At 71.5% G+C, this 18097-nt stretch carries 19 protein-coding genes; 9 read left to right on the plus strand and 10 right to left on the minus strand.

Features of this window, described 5'->3' with window-relative positions:
- The first annotated feature begins 327 nt into the window (after positions 1-327).
- From ACFC0D_RS14590 to ACFC0D_RS14600, 3 genes are all read left to right on the plus strand, one after another.
- Positions 328-879 carry a DUF5994 family protein gene (locus ACFC0D_RS14590; protein WP_376434784.1) on the plus strand — a complete coding sequence of 184 codons (552 nt, stop codon included), beginning with the start codon at positions 328-330 and terminating at the stop codon, positions 877-879.
- 4 nt (positions 880-883) lie between these two features.
- Positions 884-1093, plus strand: a complete 210-nt coding sequence (locus ACFC0D_RS14595) for a hypothetical protein (protein ID WP_376434786.1) — start codon at positions 884-886, stop codon at positions 1091-1093.
- Between the two features lie 161 nt (positions 1094-1254).
- Positions 1255-1527 (plus strand): hypothetical protein, encoded by a 273-nt coding sequence (locus ACFC0D_RS14600; RefSeq protein ID WP_376434788.1) that lies wholly within the window; start codon positions 1255-1257, stop codon positions 1525-1527.
- 478 nt (positions 1528-2005) lie between these two features.
- Here the strand turns inward: ACFC0D_RS14600 and ACFC0D_RS14605 are convergent, their stop codons facing one another.
- On the minus strand, positions 2006-2287 hold the full coding sequence (locus ACFC0D_RS14605; protein ID WP_376434956.1) for a hypothetical protein: 282 nt from the start codon (positions 2285-2287) through the stop codon (positions 2006-2008).
- Between the two features lie 325 nt (positions 2288-2612).
- Between ACFC0D_RS14605 and ACFC0D_RS14610 the strand changes: the two genes are divergently transcribed.
- The 4 genes from ACFC0D_RS14610 to ACFC0D_RS14625 all read left to right on the plus strand — a co-directional run bounded on the left by ACFC0D_RS14610 (position 2613) and on the right by ACFC0D_RS14625 (position 5270).
- The gene (locus ACFC0D_RS14610) at positions 2613-3728 is read left to right on the plus strand and encodes a serine/threonine-protein kinase (protein ID WP_376434790.1); all 1116 of its coding nucleotides are present in this window, start codon (positions 2613-2615) and stop codon (positions 3726-3728) included.
- A 62-nt stretch (positions 3729-3790) separates the two neighbouring features.
- Entirely contained in the window at positions 3791-4486 is a 696-nt protein-coding gene (locus tag ACFC0D_RS14615) for a TetR/AcrR family transcriptional regulator (protein ID WP_376434792.1), read from the plus strand.
- A gap of 210 nt (positions 4487-4696) precedes the next feature.
- Positions 4697-4915: a hypothetical protein gene (locus ACFC0D_RS14620; protein ID WP_376434794.1), complete on the plus strand. Its 219-nt coding sequence runs from the start codon at positions 4697-4699 to the stop codon at positions 4913-4915.
- Positions 4916-4970: 55 nt separating this feature from the next.
- Positions 4971-5270: a DUF6191 domain-containing protein gene (locus ACFC0D_RS14625; RefSeq protein WP_329118920.1), complete on the plus strand. Its 300-nt coding sequence runs from the start codon at positions 4971-4973 to the stop codon at positions 5268-5270.
- On the opposite strand, the gene ACFC0D_RS14630 is transcribed toward ACFC0D_RS14625, so the two are convergent.
- Positions 5248-6078: a class I SAM-dependent methyltransferase gene (locus ACFC0D_RS14630; protein ID WP_376434797.1), complete on the minus strand. Its 831-nt coding sequence runs from the start codon at positions 6076-6078 to the stop codon at positions 5248-5250. The two genes, ACFC0D_RS14625 and ACFC0D_RS14630, sit on opposite strands and share 23 nt — an antisense overlap.
- Before the next feature lie 70 nt (positions 6079-6148).
- Between ACFC0D_RS14630 and ACFC0D_RS14635 the strand changes: the two genes are divergently transcribed.
- Positions 6149-8005, plus strand: coding sequence for a S9 family peptidase (locus tag ACFC0D_RS14635; RefSeq protein ID WP_376434799.1), 1857 nt, complete (start codon positions 6149-6151; stop codon positions 8003-8005).
- Positions 8006-8027: 22 nt separating this feature from the next.
- Positions 8028-8768 (plus strand): SURF1 family protein, encoded by a 741-nt coding sequence (locus ACFC0D_RS14640; protein ID WP_376434801.1) that lies wholly within the window; start codon positions 8028-8030, stop codon positions 8766-8768.
- A 289-nt stretch (positions 8769-9057) separates the two neighbouring features.
- Here the strand turns inward: ACFC0D_RS14640 and ACFC0D_RS14645 are convergent, their stop codons facing one another.
- The 8 genes from ACFC0D_RS14645 to recR all read right to left on the minus strand — a co-directional run bounded on the left by ACFC0D_RS14645 (position 9058) and on the right by recR (position 18046).
- Entirely contained in the window at positions 9058-10530 is a 1473-nt protein-coding gene (locus ACFC0D_RS14645) for a hypothetical protein (RefSeq protein ID WP_376434803.1), read from the minus strand.
- The gene (locus tag ACFC0D_RS14650; RefSeq protein WP_376434958.1) at positions 10527-11114 is read right to left on the minus strand and encodes a SigE family RNA polymerase sigma factor; all 588 of its coding nucleotides are present in this window, start codon (positions 11112-11114) and stop codon (positions 10527-10529) included. Before ACFC0D_RS14650 ends, ACFC0D_RS14645 begins: the two co-directional genes overlap by 4 nt.
- 449 nt (positions 11115-11563) lie before the next feature.
- Positions 11564-12655: an aspartate-semialdehyde dehydrogenase gene (locus ACFC0D_RS14655; RefSeq protein WP_376434805.1), complete on the minus strand. Its 1092-nt coding sequence runs from the start codon at positions 12653-12655 to the stop codon at positions 11564-11566.
- 7 nt (positions 12656-12662) lie between these two features.
- Complete coding sequence (locus tag ACFC0D_RS14660; protein ID WP_329118906.1) at positions 12663-13934, minus strand: aspartate kinase; 1272 nt, start codon at positions 13932-13934, stop codon at positions 12663-12665.
- A gap of 255 nt (positions 13935-14189) precedes the next feature.
- The gene (fxsT, locus tag ACFC0D_RS14665) at positions 14190-16133 is read right to left on the minus strand and encodes an FxSxx-COOH system tetratricopeptide repeat protein (RefSeq protein WP_376434808.1); all 1944 of its coding nucleotides are present in this window, start codon (positions 16131-16133) and stop codon (positions 14190-14192) included.
- Complete coding sequence (locus ACFC0D_RS14670) at positions 16130-16609, minus strand: hypothetical protein (protein WP_376434810.1); 480 nt, start codon at positions 16607-16609, stop codon at positions 16130-16132. The genes fxsT and ACFC0D_RS14670 overlap by 4 nt, the downstream gene beginning before the upstream one ends.
- Positions 16610-16742: 133 nt before the next feature.
- Entirely contained in the window at positions 16743-17405 is a 663-nt protein-coding gene (locus ACFC0D_RS14675) for a DUF5063 domain-containing protein (RefSeq protein ID WP_376434812.1), read from the minus strand.
- 41 nt (positions 17406-17446) lie between these two features.
- Complete coding sequence (recR, locus tag ACFC0D_RS14680; protein WP_356888252.1) at positions 17447-18046, minus strand: recombination mediator RecR; 600 nt, start codon at positions 18044-18046, stop codon at positions 17447-17449.
- Positions 18047-18097 lie beyond the last annotated feature (51 nt).

Consider the following 18097-nt stretch of genomic DNA (forward strand, 5'->3'; position numbering starts at 1 on the left):
CGTCCGGAAGGAGCTTCCGAGGGGTGGGGGTGTCGGGTTCGGCCATGGTGGTCCGCCTGCCTGCGCGGGGCCGCCGGCACCTGATGGCCGGCGAGGTACTGCCGTGGTCTTCACGGTACTCCGCGCGCCTGTGGTCCTGCCCGCGGAGTACCGGCCCAGGCAGTGCCCGGTGGAAATCACCTGGTCGGAACGGCTCGTCCGACCCCGGCGCGGAGTAGGCTGAGGGTACCGGGAGTAACTCGAACACCCGCTCCCACGCGGACGTCGTTTCCGGCGATCAAGACACTGGGCCGCCCTGCAGGACGGCCCGGAGACGGGTCCGCGATCATGACGACCTTCGCACCCCCTCTTTCGGTGCGCCTTTCGCTGACGCCGAAGACCACACTCACCGGCCTGTTGGACGGTGCCTGGTGGCCTCGCTCGCGTGACCTCACCGCCGAACTTCCGCCCCTGGTCGACGCGCTGGAGGGGCGCTACGGGCGCATCACACGCGTCATGGTGAACCCCACTCGTTGGCCCGTCGTCCCTCACAAGGTTTCTGTCACCGGGCACATCGTGCACGTCGGCTGGTTCACCGAACAGGATCCCGACAAGATGATCCTGCTCTCCTACACCGTCGGCCGCTGCGATCTGCTGGTGATCCCGCCCGAGAGCGAACCCGCCGCAGCCGCCCGGCTCATGACCGCCGCCACCGTTCCCGGCAGCGCCCTCACCGCCGGTGTGCTGATGTCCGACGAAACCTCGACCGGCCGCCGTATGCGGGACACCCGAAACAGCGAGGACGCCTGGGAGACCGAAGGCGGGTCCGCCCTGCCGCCGCTCCGGCACCCGATCGTCGGAGCGCGGATGATCCCACTACCGGGGAACCCGCGGAGGTGACGTCATGGAGACCTTGATCGCGCTCGCGGCAGGCGCCCTCCTGATCGCGCTCGGCATGCGCCTGATCCACCAACTCAACGCCCAGCACGACGCACGCATCGCGGCCTACCACTTCAGCGACCCCTATCCGGCCATCGCCCGTCCACCCGGCCACAGCCACCGCAGTTCGTCAGGGCAAGCGCCCAGCCGCAGGCGTACGGGCACCTGGCCCTGACCCCAGACCACTCCTCCGACCGAAGGCCGCGGGTGGGGCACCCGACACCCGGGACAACCCACCCGCCGGCCTCTCGCTCACCCGTGAAGGGACCCTGCCCCTTGCACCCCGCCGACACGGCGAGCGTCGGCCGTTCCTCACGAACATGAAAGGACTCGGTCATGGCGACACTCCGCGAGCGACAGGTCTACCGCGAACGGGTCCTGACCGCCCTCTACGAAGCCACCGAAGGCAACCGTCTCCTCGGAGTCCCGGGGCCGAAGCTGCGGAACGACCTCCGCATCCCGGAGGAAGACCTGGCCGCTGCCTGCACCTACCTCGCCGGCGAGGACCTGATCACCGTCGACTGGGAACCGGGCAACACACCCGCGATGGTCTCCCTCACCCACCAGGGAATCCGCCGCATGGAGGCCGAAGAGGAAGAACGCAGCTGAGCCGGACTGCCCACGGGCCCGCTGTCCCTCTCGGCCTGTCCGGTCCGCGGTCGTAGAATGGAACGTGGATCGAGCACGCTCACGTGTGGCGATCCGGAAGGGCGGCCTCGGCGGAGTGAATGCGCTGGGGCCGTTGTGACGACCGCCGCCATGAGCCCCGCGCGGGCGCTAGTCGTGGAAGCCTCCGACCGGTGGGCACCGTAGGCATGTCCCTCCTGGGAGCCCTCTGGGAGCCGACTTGCTCCCCAAACCCCCGCGACACCGCCCGAGCCCGCCGCACACCAACGCTGTGACCAGGCGAAACGACAAACCGGCCGGATCACTTCCAGCTGGACGCCGCGGCCGGAAAGCAGGGACACGAAGCTGTGCCGGAACTCCCGAGGCGTCCACTCGTCGGCAGACGGCAGGTCGCCATCGGGCGCAGTTCCGGAGACCGCAGCGTCGTCGCCATGCCCCGTACGTGCCCCGGTCAGACCGCTCAGTCCCCGATGAACCACAGGTACCGGTGTGTTCCACTTTGAACGACCTGGCACAACTCCCGAGCCTGGCCCACCCACTCGCCGCCGTGTGCTTCGGGAAGTCGATCAAGCTCTGCCAGCAGCAACGGCACCTGCCGCTTATTGAAGATGGCATCCCCGTAGGGATCCAAGGCCCACAGCATCGGGAAGTTCACCGGGTCCAGCGCAGGAAAGAGGTCCGTCCACTCCAGTCCGACCTGGGCACGAGCTATGGGTTTTCCCAGGTCTCCACGCACGTTCATGTTGATCACGGGCCGACCGTACTGGCAGTTCCGCACGTCCGCATCGAAGTCGCCTACGGATTTCGTGGGCGGCCTCCGGCGTTGTACATGACCCGGCGCTCATGGGCTCCGTCACGGTGTCGATCAGTGGGGCCTCGCGCCCGGTGTGCGGGAAGCGCCGCGGGGGCGCCCGTCGTGGGGGACGCGGGGGCTCGTGGACGAGATGTCGATCAAGCGGCTCTACCCTGGAACGGCATCGGGCGCCGACAGCGGAGTACGGCGACGCGTGCTCTGTCAGGTTGGCTTGCCTGTCAGGTTGGCTTGCCGTCGAAAGGCTGGGTCTCAGGTGCTGGTCGCGGACCGATATCGGCTCCACTCGTGTGTCGGGCGTGGCGGCATGGGCGAGGTGTGGCAGGCCACCGACGAGGTGCTCGGGCGGGCCGTGGCCGTGAAGTTGATGCTGGGTCATGGGACCGACCCCTCGGCGGCCGACCGGTTCCGGCTGGAGGCGCAGACGGCGGCGCGGCTGAGTCATCCGCATGTGGTCGGCGTCTTCGACTTCGGTACGTGGGACGGAAAGCTGTTCCTCGTCATGGAGTTGGTCGAAGGGGAGAGCCTCGCCGGAAACCCGGGGACCCCGCTCGTGCTGCCCGCGGAGCGGGTGGCCCACGTCGCCGCCCACGCCGCCGCCGGGCTGGCCGCCGCGCACCGGGAGGGGGTCGTGCACCGGGACATCAAGCCCGGGAACCTGCTGCTCGACGGCGACGGGACCGTGAAGCTCGCGGACTTCGGCATCGCCCGCTTCGTCGACGACCCCTCCGCCGGGCTCACCACCACGGGGCAGATCGTCGGCACCGGTCTCTACCTCGCCCCCGAGCGTGCCCTCGGCCGGCCCGCGTCGCCGGCGTCGGACGTGTACTCGCTCGGCTGTGTGCTGTACCAACTCCTCACCGGACGGCCTCCGTTCCAGGGCGACACCGCGACCGCCCTGCTGTACCAGCACATCGACACGCCGCCGGCGCCGCCCCGGCAGCTCGGGGTGGGGTTGCCGGCCGCGTTCGAGGAGTACCTCCTCACGCTGCTGGCCAAGGAGCCCGAGCAGAGACCCCCCGCCCAGGCGATCGCGGACTGGTTCTCCTCGGGCGCCTGGCGCGGTCACCCTCAACCGCATCCCCAGCGCCGGCCTCAGCAACGCCACCCTCAGCCGCACCAGCACCCCCAGCAGGGCCGCCACCAGCAGGGCCGGCCCCAGCAACCCCGTCACACGCCGGCGCAGCCGCCGTCACCACCGCACTCACGGCCCCGGCCTCAGGCTGCCGTCTCCGCTCCGCGACGACAGGCGCGTCGCAACGAGGGCGGTCTCGCCGCCCTCTCCCGGCGCCGTCCCAGGAAGACCGCCGCCGTGGCCGGCGGCATAGCCTTCGTCGTGTTCCTGCTCATCGGTATGGCCTGGCTGTCCTAGGCTCCGACGCGGGCGCGCATGCGAGTTGAACAGCGTTCAAGACGGTCGGATACGCTGAGCCCATGCCGCGTGAGACCTTGACCCGGGACCAGATCGTCCGAGCCGCCGTCGAGCTGCTCGACAGCGAGGGCATCGACGGCCTGAGCATGCGTAAGCTCGGTCAGCGGCTGGGTTCGGCGGCGACGGCCATGTACTGGCACGTCGGCAGCAAGGAGAGCCTGATCATGCTCGCGGCCGACGCGGCATGGAGCGAGCTGACGTTCCTCGACCCGGCCGAGCTCGGCTGGCGCGCCGCCGCCCGCGCGCTGGTCCACGACACGTACGCGCTGGGCAAGCGCCACCCGTGGCTCATCCCGGCCATCAGCTCGCACTTCGTCTACGGCCACGGCATGGCCCGCTTCCAGGACCACTCGTGCGCGATCTACCAGGCGGCCGGTTTCAAGGGCTGGGAGCTCGACTGGGCCGTGAACTCCGCCTTCACCTTCGTGGCCGGCACCCTGCTCGTCGACGCGACCGAGGCCACGATCGCCACCGCCCAGGCACCCCGGGGCAAGGGCGACGAGGGGAAGCCGGCGCAGAGCGTCACCGAGTGGGCGTACGGGATCGCGGCCCAGTACCCCCGGCTGCGAGCGCGCATGGAGGAGCAGCGGGGCGTCGACCCCACCACGATGGCGGGCGAGAAGTTCGAGTTCGGCGTCGAGGCCATCCTCGACGGCCTCGAAGCCCGGCTCCGCACCACTGCGCACGACACCGCCTGAGCCCCGGAGCCGGCTACGGATCACGCCCGTCTGCCCTGACGTAGACACCGCCTGAACCCGGAGCGTCCACCCCGGACCTCCGACACGGCCTGAACCCAGGGCCGCCCGCCCCGGACCCCGACCCCATCAGAGCCCGGGAACCGCCCGCCCCGGACCCCGAACGGGGTCCGCCGGGTGGCCCGGTGGCTCCCGTTCCGGTCCCCTGGGGACATGCACCCCCTCCAAACAGCCGCCGAGGCGGCGGCCACCGTTCCCGCCGATGTCGTCTCCGACTCCGGCCCGTCCGCCCTCGCCCTCGGCCTCGGCGCCGCCGCACTCGCCGGCGCCATCGGCACCGCCGTCGTCCGCAGCCGTCTGTCGAAGACGATCAGCGGATCACACCGGCAGACACCCCCGGCGGGATCGCCGTCGGACACCACCCGCGGCTGACCACCGCGTGCGCGAGCCCTGCCCATTCCGACCGGCGTGACGGACAATGACCGCCATGGAGTTCGCCGTGTTCGTGACGCTGCCGGGGCTGGTCATCCTGCTCACCGTGGTCGCCTTCGCCGACCAGATCCTGCGCGCGACCGGGCGCGGCCGCCGGAGCGGCCAGGTCTCCTCGACCGGCTTCGAGCAGCTGCACGCCACCTTCTCGCAGGGCAAGCAGAACGAGCTCAAGGAGCGGCAGAGCGCGCTCGTGCTGCGCGACGACGAGGAGGACGGCGCTCCGCCGCACCGCTCCACGGTGGACCTGGCCGGCGGTCGCGCGGTGATCCGCGTCAGCGGGGGCGGGACGCCTTGAGCGAGTACATCAGCGGGATCCGCGGCCGGTCGGCCGAGAAGCGGTAGTACCCGTCCTCCTGCCGCTGAAGCGTCTCGTACCGGGGGTAGAGCGAGACGTCGTGCTCGTGGAGGAACTCGATGCGCAGCCCCGCCTTGGCGACGGCCGTGACGACCTCGCCGACCGGGTGCACCCACTCCACGCTCCGGTTGTGGACGGTGGCGGCCTCCATGTCCGCGTACGTGCCCGAGCTGGAATCCACCCAGGGTTCGCGGACGAAGTAGTCGTTGACGATCCGGCTCCCCGTCTCGTCGTCGAGGGAGTCGGTGAGCGGATGGAACTCGGCGACGTACAGGAATCCGCCCGGGGCGACGAGCGAGGCGGCGGTCTCGGCCCAGCGCTCGATGTCGGGGAGCCAGTTCAGCGCCCCTGTTCCGGTGTAGACGATGTCGTACGAGGAGTCCGGGACGGCCTCGGCGGCGTCGTACGCGTCGGCGGCGACGAACGCGGCCCGGTCCGTGGAGAAGCCGAGGTCCGTGGCGAGCGAGCGGGCCGTCTCGACGGCGGGCTCGGAGAAGTCCAGGCCGACGACGTGCGAGGCGCCGTGCCGGGCCCAGGACAGGGTGTCCAGGCCGATGTGGCACTGGAGGTGGAGGAGGGAACGGCCGGTGACGTCGCCGACCTCCGCGAGCTCGAAGTCGCGCAGCACCTCCTTGCCGGCCCGGAACGCGTCGAGATCGTAGAAGGCGCTGGCGGCGTGGATCGGGACACGTTCGTCCCAGCGGGCGCGGTTGGCCTCGAGCCAGTCGTCGGGCGTCGGTGCGTACATGCCCGGGAGGTTATCCACAGGTTGCGGACGATGCGAACGGATTGTCGGCGGATCGGAGCATCATGGGGCCATGACTGAGAGCAATGAGACGGCGGACCGACCGGGCGAGATCGCGGACGGCTCGGGCCCTTCGCCGGAGATCCCGGTGTGGGAGCAGCGGTTCCGGGCGCCGCGTGTGTCCCTGCCCGAGTGGGCCGAGCAGGCACCGGACCGTTCGCTGTTCGTGTCCAATGCGACGGGGACGTACGAGCTGTACGCCTGGGACCGGGCGACGGGCGCGCAGCGGCAGGTGACGGACCGGCCGAACGGGACGACGGACGGCACGCTTTCCCCGGACGGGCAGTGGATCTGGTGGTTCTCGGACACGGACGGGGACGAGTTCGGGGTGTGGATGCGCCAGCCCTTCGAGGGCGGCGCGGACGAGCCCGCGGTGCCCGGGCTCGCGGCCTCCTATCCGGCGGGTCTCGCGATCGGCCGCGACGGCACGGTCGTCGTCGGCCGCTCGACGGACGACGAGGGTTCGACGGTCCATCTCGTACGCGGGGGCGCGGTGCCGCTGGAGATCTACCGGCACCGGGAGTCGGCCGGGGTGGGCGACCTCTCGCACGACGGCTCGCTGATCGCGATCGAGCACACCGAGCACGGCGACGCGATGCACTCGGCCCTGCGGGTGCTGCGCGCCGAGGACTCCTCGGTGGTGGCCGAGCTGGACGACTCCGAGGGCGGTACGGAGGAGCTGGGCCTCGCGGTGCTGGGCTTCGCGCCGTTGGACGGGGACACGCGGCTGCTCGTCGGGCATCAGCGGCGGGGGCGCTGGGAGCCGCTGCTGTGGGACGTGGCGACGGGGCAGGAGACCGATCTCCGGCTCGATCTGCCGGGCGACGTGTCGGCGGAGTGGTACGAGGACGGCACGGGTCTGCTGATCGTGCACAGCTTCGAGGCGCGCAGCGAGCTGTGGCGGTACGACATCGCGACGGGCGCGCTGGTGCGGGTGGAGACCCCGGCCGGTTCGGTGTCGGAGGCCACGACCCGCCCCGACGGCACCGTGGAGTATCTGTGGTCCTCGGCGGCGCAGCCGCCGGTGGTGCGCTCGACGGACGGCGGGATCGTGCTGGACCCGCCGGGCGCGAAGGCGCCGGGTTCGGTGCCGGTCGAGGACGTGTGGGTGGAGGGGCCCGGCGGCCGGATCCACGCGCTCGTGCAGCGGCCGACCGAGGGCGAAGGTCCGTTCCCCACGATCTTCGAGGTGCACGGCGGGCCGGCCTGGCACGACAGCGACGCCTTCGCCTCCGGCCCGGCGGCCTGGCTCGACCACGGTTACGCGGTGGTCCGGGTCAACTACCGCGGCTCGACGGGCTACGGCCGGGAGTGGACGGACGCGCTCAAGCACCGGGTCGGCCTGATCGAGCTGGAGGACGTCGCCGCGGTCCGCGAGTGGGCGGTCGCCTCCGGTCTCGCCGACCCGGCGAAGCTGGTCCTGTCGGGCGGCTCGTGGGGCGGGTATCTGACGCTGCTCGGGCTCGGCACGCAGCCGGACGCCTGGTCGGTGGGGCTCGCGGCCGTCCCGGTCGCGGACTACGTGACGGCGTACGAGGACGAGATGGAGGCCCTGAAGGCGCTGGACCGGACGCTGTTCGGCGGTTCGCCGGAGGAGGTGCCGGAGCGGTTCGAGGTCTCGTCCCCGCTGACGTACGTGGACAAGGTCACGGCTCCGGTCTACATCTCGGCGGGCGTGAACGACCCGCGTTGCCCGATCCGGCAGATCGACAACTACGTGGACCGGCTGGCGGCCCGGTCCGCGGTGCACGAGGTGTACAGGTACGACGCGGGGCACGGCTCGCTGGTGGTGGAGGAGCGGATCAAGCAGGTCCGTCTGGAGCTGGCTTTCGCCGCGCGCCACCTGGGGACCCGCCCGGTCGGGGGGTGAGGCGGCTGCGTACCGTGGAGGGGTGTACCGGTTCCTGAAAACGCCCCGCTGGTGGGGGATCAACGTCTTCGTCCTGATGGCGATCCCGTTCTGCCTGTTCATGGGGACCTGGCAGATGGGCAAGTTCGAGGACCGCGTCGACTCTCACCAGGAGGCGGAGCGCGCCCCGGACCCGGGCACCCTGAGGACCGAGCCGCTGGACGACCTGCTGCCGGTGGACCAGGAGACGTCCGGCCGGCACGCGCAGGCGAGCGGCCGGTACGGGGAGCAGTTCCTGGTACCGGACCGTGAGCTGGACGGCCGACGCGGCAGCTATGTGCTGACGATGCTGAAGACGGACGGCGGCAAGTCTCTGCCGGTGGTACGGGGCTGGCTGCCGGCCGGCGCGAAGGTGCCGGCCCCGCCGTCCGGCGAGGTCACCGTGGTGGGCGCCCTCCAGGCGTCCGAGAACGCGGGGACCAAGGGCGTCCACGCGGCGGGCGGGCTCCCCGAGGGCCAGCTCGGCATGATCAGCGCGAGCGCCCTGATCAACCTGGTCACCGACGAGGTCTACGACGCGTGGATCACGGTCGTGGACTCCCCGGCCGGGCTGACGCCGGTCCCGGCGGCCGCCGCGGCGGGCACGTCGCTGGACCTGAAGGCGTTCCAGAACCTCGGCTACACGGCGGAGTGGTTCGTCTTCGCGGGCTTCGTGGTCTTCATGTGGTTCCGCCTCCTGCGCCGCGAGACGGAGGCCCAGCGGGACGAGGCGCTGGGGCTCTAGGCCCCACCGGCTCCGCTCGCGAGGCGCCCGGCCGGATCGGCACGTCGTACGCCCTGCCGATCCGCACGTCATGCGCCCGGCCGGCTCGTACGCCGAGCGCCCGGGTCCCGAGCGCCGACTCCCGGGCCCGAGCGCCGGCTGCCTGGCCCCGCGGGCCTCGGCGCCGGATGACCGGCACCTGGCCCCGGGGGGCACGGACGCCCAGGCCTCCCCCCGGAATCCTGGCCCCCGGACAGGAGGACACCCCCAGGAGTCGGCCCAGGGCGCCCCAGGGGCGCCTCCGCGGCCTCTAGGAAGCGTCGAGGACGCCGGTGCGGTAGATCGTGCCCGCGCAGGCGTTCGGGATCGTCGTGGCCGCCTGCGGGCCGCCCGGCTCCGCGGTGTGGTTGACCGCGACGCTGCCGTCCACGGTCCCCTCCGCGCCGAGCTGGGTCGCCGCGCCGTCGGTTTCCGCACCGTTGCCGGTCGAACCCGTGGCCCCCGCCGACGTACCGCCCGCGCCGTCCGTCGTCGTGCTCGGGTCCGGGGAGGGATTGACGGTCGGGCAGGTCTCCGAGGGGACCCAGGCGAACTTCACCTCGTACGCGTTGTCCGGCTTGAGGACCAGCGTGGGCGACTCCTGCGAGGGGTCGGGAAGGCCGCTCGCCGCGTCGCCGGGCGCGTGCGCCACGACCGAGATCTTGGAGCCGTCCGCCGCCCCCAGGGCCTGGAAGCCGACGCTGCCGCCGCCGCTCACCACACACTCCTTGCCGGAGACGTTGGCGATGCGGAAGGTGCCGTAGACCTTGCCCTCGGCGTCCGGTCCGCCCGCCTGTGCCGAACTGACGCCCAGCTGTCCGGCCTCGCACACCGGTGAGGAGGAGTCCGGCAGGGAGTCCTCCGGTGCCTTCGAACCGGTGCCCGTGCCACCCGACTTCCCGGCCTCGGACTGTTCGGGCGTGCCCGCCCCCTCGGCCGCGCCCTGGCTCGGGCTCGCGGCGCCGGTCGGCGTGCCGGCGGTCTGCTGGCCGCCCTCGACACCGGTCTCGGAGCCGGTGCCGCCCTGGGCCTGCTCGCCGTGGCCGGCGTTCACGGCCTGGTCGGCGGTGATGCCACCCGAGTTGGCGACGTGCACGAAGGCGGGGACGGCCGTGCCGATCAGCACCGCGGCCGCGGCGAAGCCGACGATGGCCTGGCGCTTGCGGGTGCGCCGCACGGGAACCGCACGACGCAGGTGGTCCAGTGCGCCCTCGGAGGGGTTGAGATCCGCCACGGCGCCGTGGAGCAGACGCCGCAGCGCCAGTTCGTCGCCCGCGAAGGGGACGTCGCCCCCGAAGAGGTCGGCGGCCCGCTCGTCGCCGTGCACGCCGTCGCCCGACTCACCGTCGCCGAGCACGCCGCTGCCGGAGGCTGTGTCGTCCGACGTCCAGTTGCCGAAGGCCCCGCTGCCGGACGCCCTGCCATCGGAAGCCCAGCTACCGAAGGCCCTGCTGTCGGACGCCCTGTCGTGGGACACCTCGCCGTCGGACACCCCGCTGCCGGAAGCCCTGTCGCCAGGCATGCCACCAGAGGTCGCCCCACCGTCGAGAGCCCCGCCGCCGGACGCCCCACTGCCGTTGGCCACACCGTCGGACGGCGCACCGTCGGACGCCCCACCGTCGAAGGCCCCGTTGTCCGGCCCGTCGTTCACAATGCCGTGCCCCATGTCGTCGCGACGCTCGTCGGGCAGCCCGCTCGTCGCATCCGGGCCCCTGTCGTCCGGGCCCTTGCCTTCGGAGCTCATGCCGTCGCCTCCATCGCGACGCGCAGCGCCGCGATGCCACGCGAGCCGTACGCCTTCACCGACCCCAGGGATATGCCGAGTGTCTCGGCGACCTGTGCCTCCGTCATGTCCGCGAAGTACCGGAGCACCAGTACCTCGCGCTGTCGCCGCTGCAGCCCTCGCATCGCCTTGATGAGCGCGTCCCGCTCCAGCTGGTCGTACGCGCCCTCCTCCGCGCTCGCCATGTCCGGCATCGGCTTGGACAGCAGCTTGAGTCCGAGGATGCGGCGGCGCAGCGCGGAACGGGACAGGTTGACGACCGTCTGGCGCAGATACGCCAGCGTCTTCTCGGGGTCCCGGACCCGGTTGCGGGCGGAGTGGACGCGGATGAACGCCTCCTGGACGACGTCCTCGCAGGAGGCCGTGTCGTCGAGGAGCAGCGCGGCGAGGCCGAGGAGCGAACGGTAGTGCGCTCGATACGTCTCGGTCAGGTGATCGACGGTGGTGCCCGCGGCCACGATGCCTTCAGCGCTCTCGCGCGGCGAGGGGATGCCGATCACACCGGACGTCCGGGTTCCGGTGGGCACGGGAGCGATCACCGGCATGCCGCCGGCCGGACGCGGGCGCCTGAGAGGGCGCGCCGCCGTGCCGCGTACGGGGACCGCGAGTCCGCCCCGCAAGGGGACGACTGCCGCGCCTCGGAGCGGGACGACCGCTGTGATGTCGAGTACCTCTGCCACGCCTGTTGGACACGCTTCCCCCCGTCAGGGTTGTACGAGTACGCCACCGTTTTTGACGGTGAGCCACTTGTCATCATGCGTACCCGATCTTCCCCAATGCCCCGTTTTGACAGCACCTCATGCGATACACCACCAGAGCGCACGCAGAGACGCGGCCCACCCAACTACCGGTTGCGGCAAGCGGGAAGAGCATCGTCGAACATGCCGTCACCCCAGTTCAAGGGGCATCCGTCGCCGACTTGCTCACAGGGTGTTCACAGATGCTACAAACTCGAACGATCCTGTGTCGCCGATTTCCGGACACTCGGGGACGCTCAGGGGCGCTCGCGATCATCCAGATGGTCTGGACCATTAGGACGCTCCGGGCGAATGATCGACTCCGCGATCTGTACGGCGTTCAGCGCCGCGCCCTTGCGGAGGTTGTCGCCGCAGACGAAGAACTCGAGCGCACGCTCGTCGTCCATCGATCGGCGCACCCGCCCCACCCAGACCGGATCCGTGCCCACGACGTCGGCGGGCGTGGGGAAATCGCCCGAGGCCGGATCGTCGTAGAGGACCACACCCGGCGACGTCGCCAGGATCTCGTGCGCCCGCGCCACGCTCACCGGCTGCTCGAACCGCGCGTGGACGGAGACGGAGTGCGCGGTCACGACCGGCACGCGCACGCACGTGGCCGCCACCGGAAGCCCGGGCAGGTCGAGGATCTTGCGCGTCTCCTCGCGGATCCGCAGCTCCTCGGAGGACCAGCCGTCCTCCCCCAGGGACCCGGACCACGGCAGCACATTGAGCGCGACGGGACCGGGGAAGGGCCCGGTGTCGTCACCGACGGCCCGCCGTACGTCGCCGGGATGGTTGCCCAGATCGGTCCCGGCCACCAGCGACAGCTGCTCGCGCAGGGCGGCCACACCCGCCTGCCCGCCCCCGCTCGCGGCCTGCTGGGCGGTCACCACCAGCTCACCCACCCCGAACTCGGCGTGCAGGGCGCCCACGGCGACGATCAGCGCCAGCGTGGAGCAGCCCGGGCTCGCCACGATGCCCCGGGGCCGTACCCGTACGGCGTGGGGGTTGATCTCCGGGACCACCAGCGGCACGTCCGGGTCCGCCCGGAACGCGACGGAGGTGTCCACGACCACCGCGCCCTTGGCGACGGCGATCGGCGCCCACCGCGCCGCGATGTCCTCGGGCACGAGGAAGAGCGCGAGGTCGACGCCCTCCAGGACGTCCTCGCTCAACGCGAGTACCTCGACCTCCTCCCCGCGCACGGCCAGCTTGCGGCCGGCCGAGCGCGGGGAGGCGACGAGTCGGATCTCGCCCCAGACATCTGCGTGCTGCGACAGGAGCTGGAGCATCACCGCACCGACGGCCCCGGTCGCTCCCACGACCGCGAGCGTCGGCTTGGCGGTCATCGGTTCGTCACCGGCCGGTGCCGCCGTAGACGACGGCCTCGTCCGAGTCGCTGTCGAGCCCGAACGCGGTGTGGACGGCCGTCACGGCCTCGTTCACGTCGTCCGCGCGGGTGACAACCGAGATCCGGATCTCGGAGGTCGAGATCAGCTCGATGTTCACACCGGCGTCGGACAGCGCCTGGAAGAACGACGCGGTGACGCCCGGGTTCGTCTTCATACCCGCGCCGACCAGGGAGATCTTGCCGATCTGGTCGTCGTAGCGCAGCGAGTCGAAGCCGATCGCGCCCTTCGCCTTGTCCAGGGCGTCCATGGCCTTGCGGCCCTCGGCCTTGGGAAGCGTGAAGGAGATGTCCGTCAGACCGGTGGAGGCGGCGGACACGTTCTGCACGATCATGTCGATGTTGATCTCGGCGTCCGCGACGGCCCGGAAGATGGCCGCGGCCTCGCCCGGCTTGTCCGGCACACCGACGACGGTGATCTTCGCCTCGGAGGTGTCGTGGGCGACGCCCGAGATGATGGCCTGCTCCACCTTGCGGTCCCCTTGCGGCTCGTTGCTGACCCAGGTGCCCTGCAGCCCCGAGAAGGACGAGCGGACGTGGATCGGGATGTTGTATCGGCGTGCGTACTCGACGCACCGGTGCAGCAGCACCTTGGAGCCGGAGGCGGCGAGCTCCAGCATGTCCTCGAAGGAGATCCAGTCGATCTTCTTCGCCTTCTTCACCACGCGCGGGTCGGCCGTGAACACACCGTCGACGTCGGTGTAGATCTCGCAGACCTCGGCGTCGAGCGCGGCGGCCAGCGCGACGGCCGTCGTGTCGGACCCGCCACGCCCCAGCGTGGTGATGTCCTTCTTGTCCTGGGACACGCCCTGGAAGCCGGCGACGATCGCGATGTTGCCCTCGTCGAGGGCGGTACGGATCCGGCCCGGCGTGACATCGATGATGCGCGCTTTGTTGTGGACCGAGTCGGTGATGACACCGGCCTGGCTGCCCGTGAACGACTGGGCCTCGTGGCCCAGGTTTTTGATCGCCATGGCCAGCAGGGCCATGGAGATCCGCTCTCCGGCGGTCAGCAGCATGTCGAACTCACGCCCGGCAGGGATCGGGGATACCTGCTCGGCGAGATCGATCAACTCGTCCGTCGTGTCGCCCATCGCGGAAACCACGACGACCACCTGGTGGCCGTTCTTCTTGGCATCCACGATCCGCTTGGCGACGCGCTTGATGCCTTCGGCATCGGCAACGGAGGAGCCTCCGTACTTCTGCACGACAAGGCCCACGTGCGCTCCTCGCTCAGTCTCTGCCGCAGTCATTACTGCGGTCGGCTCAGTTTAACGAGCGGCCCGGAATCGCCGACCGTATATCAGATCCTGAGATGTCCCGCTCAGGAAGTGATCTCGGCCGAACGCCCGGGCCGCCCATGGAACACCGTCTGCCCGGGAGGGCCGTGGGTACGCGGGGTTGTGGGCGGCCTCACACGCGGAGGTCGCCCGGCGGGGCGGCCGGCCCGGTGGGCGGACGTGCCGGAGGCCCGGTCAGCCCGGTGGGCGGACGTGCCGGAGGTGGGCGGTGAAGGGGTGGTCGTCCCCCAGGAACCGGACACTGTCGTCCACGATCCGCCCGAACTCCTCCGCCGCCCGGTCGCCCTGCCCGACCACCTCGTACATCCACACCAGATTGAGCCGCGAGGTCAGCGTGTCCGGATGCCCGGGGCCGAACTGCGCCCTTCGCCGCTCCAGGGTGCGCTCGTTCAGCGTGATCGCCCGCTCCGGACGTCCGTCCTCCTGGCAGGCGACGGCCAGGTTGTTCATCGCCCACAGGGTGTCGCGGTGGCCCGGCCCCAGCAGCCGTTCGAGCCCGGCGACCGCGCCTTCCAGGAGCTCGATCGCACTCCGCGTCTCGCCCATGTGCCGCATGGTGACCGCGAGGCGGCTCCGGGCCCGGTGCGTCTCGGGGCGCTCCTCTCCGAGGGCCAGCTCAAGATCGGCGACGGCCCGTTCCTGCAGCTCGGCGGCATCGAACAGCGCCCCTTCCCTGGCCCATGCCTCGGCGATGCCCTCCCTTCCGCAGGCCGTCAGCCAGTGATCCGCACCGAACAGCCGCTCCCGGCACTCGACGACCCGGTCGAACAGCTCCACGGCGGCCGCCAGGGAGTCCCCCCGGAACAGCAGGAACCAGCCCGCGCGGCCCAGCAGCTCCGCCGTGCTCCCGGTGTCCTTCTCGGCAGGGACATGCTGCGCGTACGTCTCGATGTGCGGGAGCAGCTCCCGCCAGGTCCCCCACTCCGCCGCGCTCCCGCTCTCCACCGGCGCCACCAGGCCCAGCGTGTCCTCGGCGACGAGCCGGGCCGCCTCGATGTCCTCCGCCCGCCGGTGCGGATCGCTGTCGTCCGCCGTGCGCGCGACGGCCTGCACGAGCCGGTGCACGGACACCGCACCGTCCTCGTGAAGCGTGAGCATGCTGTGCGAGGCGAGCCGGCCGAGCGCCCGCCGGACGGCGAAGGGTGCGGCGATCCGGTCGAGCAGGCTGCGGGGGATCCGGTCCGGCCCCCACCAGGCGAGGACCCGCAGGATCGTCCCGGTGAGCGGGTCGGCCGTCGCGAGGCGGTCGAGGGTCAGCCTCCAGGTCCAGGCGACGGCCTGCCCGCCGTCGACCCCGCCCTCGACAGGAATCTCGTACAACTTCCCCGGGTACTGAGCGAGTTGCTCCAGGTACTCGACAGCGGACGTACGGGTCTCCGCGCAGTACGCGGCCGCCTGCGCCACCGCGAGCGGCAGCTGCCCCAGCGTCGCGCACAGGGAGTACGCCCCGGACGTGTCGCGCGGCCCGGCGTGCGTGAGGATCCGGGTGAACATCTCGACGGACTCGCTCCGCTCCGGCACGTCCAGCGTGAGGACCCTCGCGATCCCGTACCAGCCGCCGGCCTGCCGGGTGGTGATCAGGACCTTCCCGCGGCCGACGCGGGCCAGCAGGGGCTCGATGTCGGCGGGTTCGGAGACGTTGTCGAGAACGAGCAGCCAGGTGTCGTGGGAGGAAAGCCACTGCAACGCCCGCTCGCGCAGAGCCTCCTGGGTCAGTACGTCGATGAGGGCGGGCTGCATGGCGGCGGCGAGGCCGGCGAGCCCGGCATCCAGCTCCGACCGGTTCTCCGCGGTGATCCACCAGACGAGGTCGTGGTCCTCGGTCTTCCCGGAGACCCAGCGTGCGGCGAGCGTGGACTTGCCGACACCGCCGAGCCCGCAGATGACGAGGACGTCGAACCGCTCGTCGAGGAGCGCGATTTCGCGCTGCCTGCCGACGAAGTGGGCATGGCGCCGGGGCACGTTCAGCAGTCTGTCCGGGTACGCGGACGAGACCAGCGCCTCGGGCGGCAGCAGGACCGCCCGCTCGACCTGGGTGACGTGGTCCCCGGTCGTGACCCGCCCGATGTTCCCGCCGGCGGCGACCGACCGGTCCCCGGAGGCTTCGGCGCCGCTCACGCGTCGCCCGTCGACACGCTCCCGATGTCTCCACCTGCGGCGACGGACCGGTCCCCGGACGCGGTGACGGACCCGGGAGCGGGGGCGGGCGTGGTTCCAGGGGCGGGAGCGGGTGCAGCAGCGGGCGCGGGCGCGGTTCCAGGAGCGGTAGCGGGGGTCGGCGCAGGGGCCGGTGCGGGGCTCGTACCGCTGCCCGTCGACACGGACCCGATGCTGCCCCCCGCCGCGACGGCGCCCGCACCCGAAGCGGTCACGCTCGTACCGGTCACGGTGGGCGCTGTCGCCCCGCCCCGGCCGAACTGTCCCCAGAGGGAGAGCCCGAGACCGACGGCGGCCAGGACAGCCCCGACGACACTCGCGATCTGGTCCGCCTTCCCCAGGTCGCCGACGGCGACCGCGATCAGCGCGACGGCCCCGGCCGCTCCGAGAGCGACACCCGTCCACAGCAACGTTCCTGACTGTCCCCCAGCTGCCATGCGCCCATCATGACAGCGCGGGGGAGCCCGGCGGGACGGACCCCGGAGTCTCGCGGCCCACGAACAAGCGCGTGCGCTCCGGGAGATGGACCAGTCCCGCCGGGGAGACCGTCAGCGCCTCCGGCGGCAGGCGCTACTTCTTCAGCGTGCCCAGCCCCAGCGGTCCCGCGATCTCCTCCGCCATGACCCGGCCCGCCTCCTCCGCGAGGTCGTCCTCGGCCAGGTCCTCGTCCGTGTCGAGGCCGTCCAGGGCCGCCAGCGGCTGGTCGAGGCGTACGTGCGCGACGAGCGACTGCAGCGCCCGCAGGGTCGCCGAGGCCGTCGGGCCCCAGTTGGAGAAGTAGGAGAACTGCCACCACCACAGCGCCTCGCTCACGCGCCCGGCCCGGTAGTGGGCCAGACCGTGCCGCAGATCGGTGACGATGTCGGCGAGGTTGTCGGAGATCCGGGCCGGAACCGGCGCCTTGCGCGGCTCGTACGGGTCGAAGACCTCCGAGAAGACGTCCACCGGGTCCAGCATCACCGCGAACCGCTCGCGCAGGTCGTCCACGTCCGGCTCCGGACCCGTGTCGGTCTCGTACCGCTCGTCCGGGACGATGTCCTCGTGCGCGCCCAGCCGGCCGCCGGCGAGCAGCAGCTGGGAGATCTCCAGGAGCAGGAAGGGCACCGCGCTGTCGGGCTCGTCGCCCTTGGCCACTTCCGTGGTGGCCACGATGAAGGACTCGATCGAGTCGGCGATCTGGACCGCGAAGTCGTCCGGATCCTGCGTGATCGCGTGCAGTGTGGCGTCAGACATCGCGAGTGCCTCCTTCGGGCGCGGGCGCGCGAACCCTGTCGTCATACATCTAGCAGTCGCCGCCCCTCGAAGGCACGCCCCAGCGTGACCTCGTCGGCGTACTCCAGATCGCCGCCGACCGGCAGCCCGCTCGCCAGACGCGTGACCTTGAGGCCCATGGGCTTGATCATCCGCGCCAGGTACGTCGCGGTGGCCTCGCCCTCCAGGTTCGGGTCGGTCGCGAGGATCAGCTCGGTGACCGTCCCGTCCGCGAGCCGCGCGAGCAGCTCACGGATGCGCAGGTCGTCCGGGCCGACGCCCTCGATCGGGCTGATCGCGCCGCCGAGCACGTGATAGCGCCCGCGGAACTCGCGCGTCCGCTCGATCGCCACGACGTCCTTCGGCTCCTCGACGACACAGATGACCGACAGGTCCCGGCGAGGGTCGCGGCAGATGTTGCACTGCTCCTGCTGCGCCACATTGCCGCAGACCGCGCAGAACCTGACCTTCTCCTTGACCTCCAGGAGCGCGTGCGCGAGACGGCGTACGTCGGTCGGCTCGGCCTGGAGGATGTGGAAGGCGATCCGCTGCGCGCTCTTGGGACCGACGCCGGGCAGCCTGCCCAGCTCGTCGATGAGGTCCTGAACCACGCCTTCGTACAACGGAACGCCCTTCTGAGAAGTGCTTGATTCTTACGGTAGTGGCTGCCGGGG

The sequence above is a fragment of the Streptomyces sp. NPDC056222 genome (assembly GCF_042264065.1).
Taxonomy (GTDB): Bacteria; Actinomycetota; Actinomycetes; order Streptomycetales; family Streptomycetaceae; genus Streptomyces.

Bases quoted from the DNA above. Each gene is read 5' to 3' on its own strand.
- ACFC0D_RS14590 (WP_376434784.1), top strand. From the start codon at position 328: ATGACGACCTTCGCACCCCCTCTTTCGGTGCGCCTTTCGCTGACGCCG.
- ACFC0D_RS14595 (WP_376434786.1), top strand. From the start codon at position 884: ATGGAGACCTTGATCGCGCTCGCGGCAGGCGCCCTCCTGATCGCGCTC.
- ACFC0D_RS14600 (WP_376434788.1), top strand. From the start codon at position 1,255: ATGGCGACACTCCGCGAGCGACAGGTCTACCGCGAACGGGTCCTGACC.
- ACFC0D_RS14605 (WP_376434956.1), bottom strand. From the start codon at position 2,287: ATGAACGTGCGTGGAGACCTGGGAAAACCCATAGCTCGTGCCCAGGTC.
- ACFC0D_RS14615 (WP_376434792.1), top strand. From the start codon at position 3,791: ATGCCGCGTGAGACCTTGACCCGGGACCAGATCGTCCGAGCCGCCGTC.
- ACFC0D_RS14620 (WP_376434794.1), top strand. From the start codon at position 4,697: ATGCACCCCCTCCAAACAGCCGCCGAGGCGGCGGCCACCGTTCCCGCC.
- ACFC0D_RS14625 (WP_329118920.1), top strand. From the start codon at position 4,971: ATGGAGTTCGCCGTGTTCGTGACGCTGCCGGGGCTGGTCATCCTGCTC.
- ACFC0D_RS14630 (WP_376434797.1), bottom strand. From the start codon at position 6,078: ATGTACGCACCGACGCCCGACGACTGGCTCGAGGCCAACCGCGCCCGC.
- ACFC0D_RS14635 (WP_376434799.1), top strand. From the start codon at position 6,149: ATGACTGAGAGCAATGAGACGGCGGACCGACCGGGCGAGATCGCGGAC.
- ACFC0D_RS14645 (WP_376434803.1), bottom strand. From the start codon at position 10,530: ATGAGCTCCGAAGGCAAGGGCCCGGACGACAGGGGCCCGGATGCGACG.
- ACFC0D_RS14650 (WP_376434958.1), bottom strand. From the start codon at position 11,114: ATGCCGGTGATCGCTCCCGTGCCCACCGGAACCCGGACGTCCGGTGTG.
- ACFC0D_RS14655 (WP_376434805.1), bottom strand. From the start codon at position 12,655: ATGACCGCCAAGCCGACGCTCGCGGTCGTGGGAGCGACCGGGGCCGTC.
- ACFC0D_RS14670 (WP_376434810.1), bottom strand. From the start codon at position 16,609: ATGGCAGCTGGGGGACAGTCAGGAACGTTGCTGTGGACGGGTGTCGCT.
- ACFC0D_RS14675 (WP_376434812.1), bottom strand. From the start codon at position 17,405: ATGTCTGACGCCACACTGCACGCGATCACGCAGGATCCGGACGACTTC.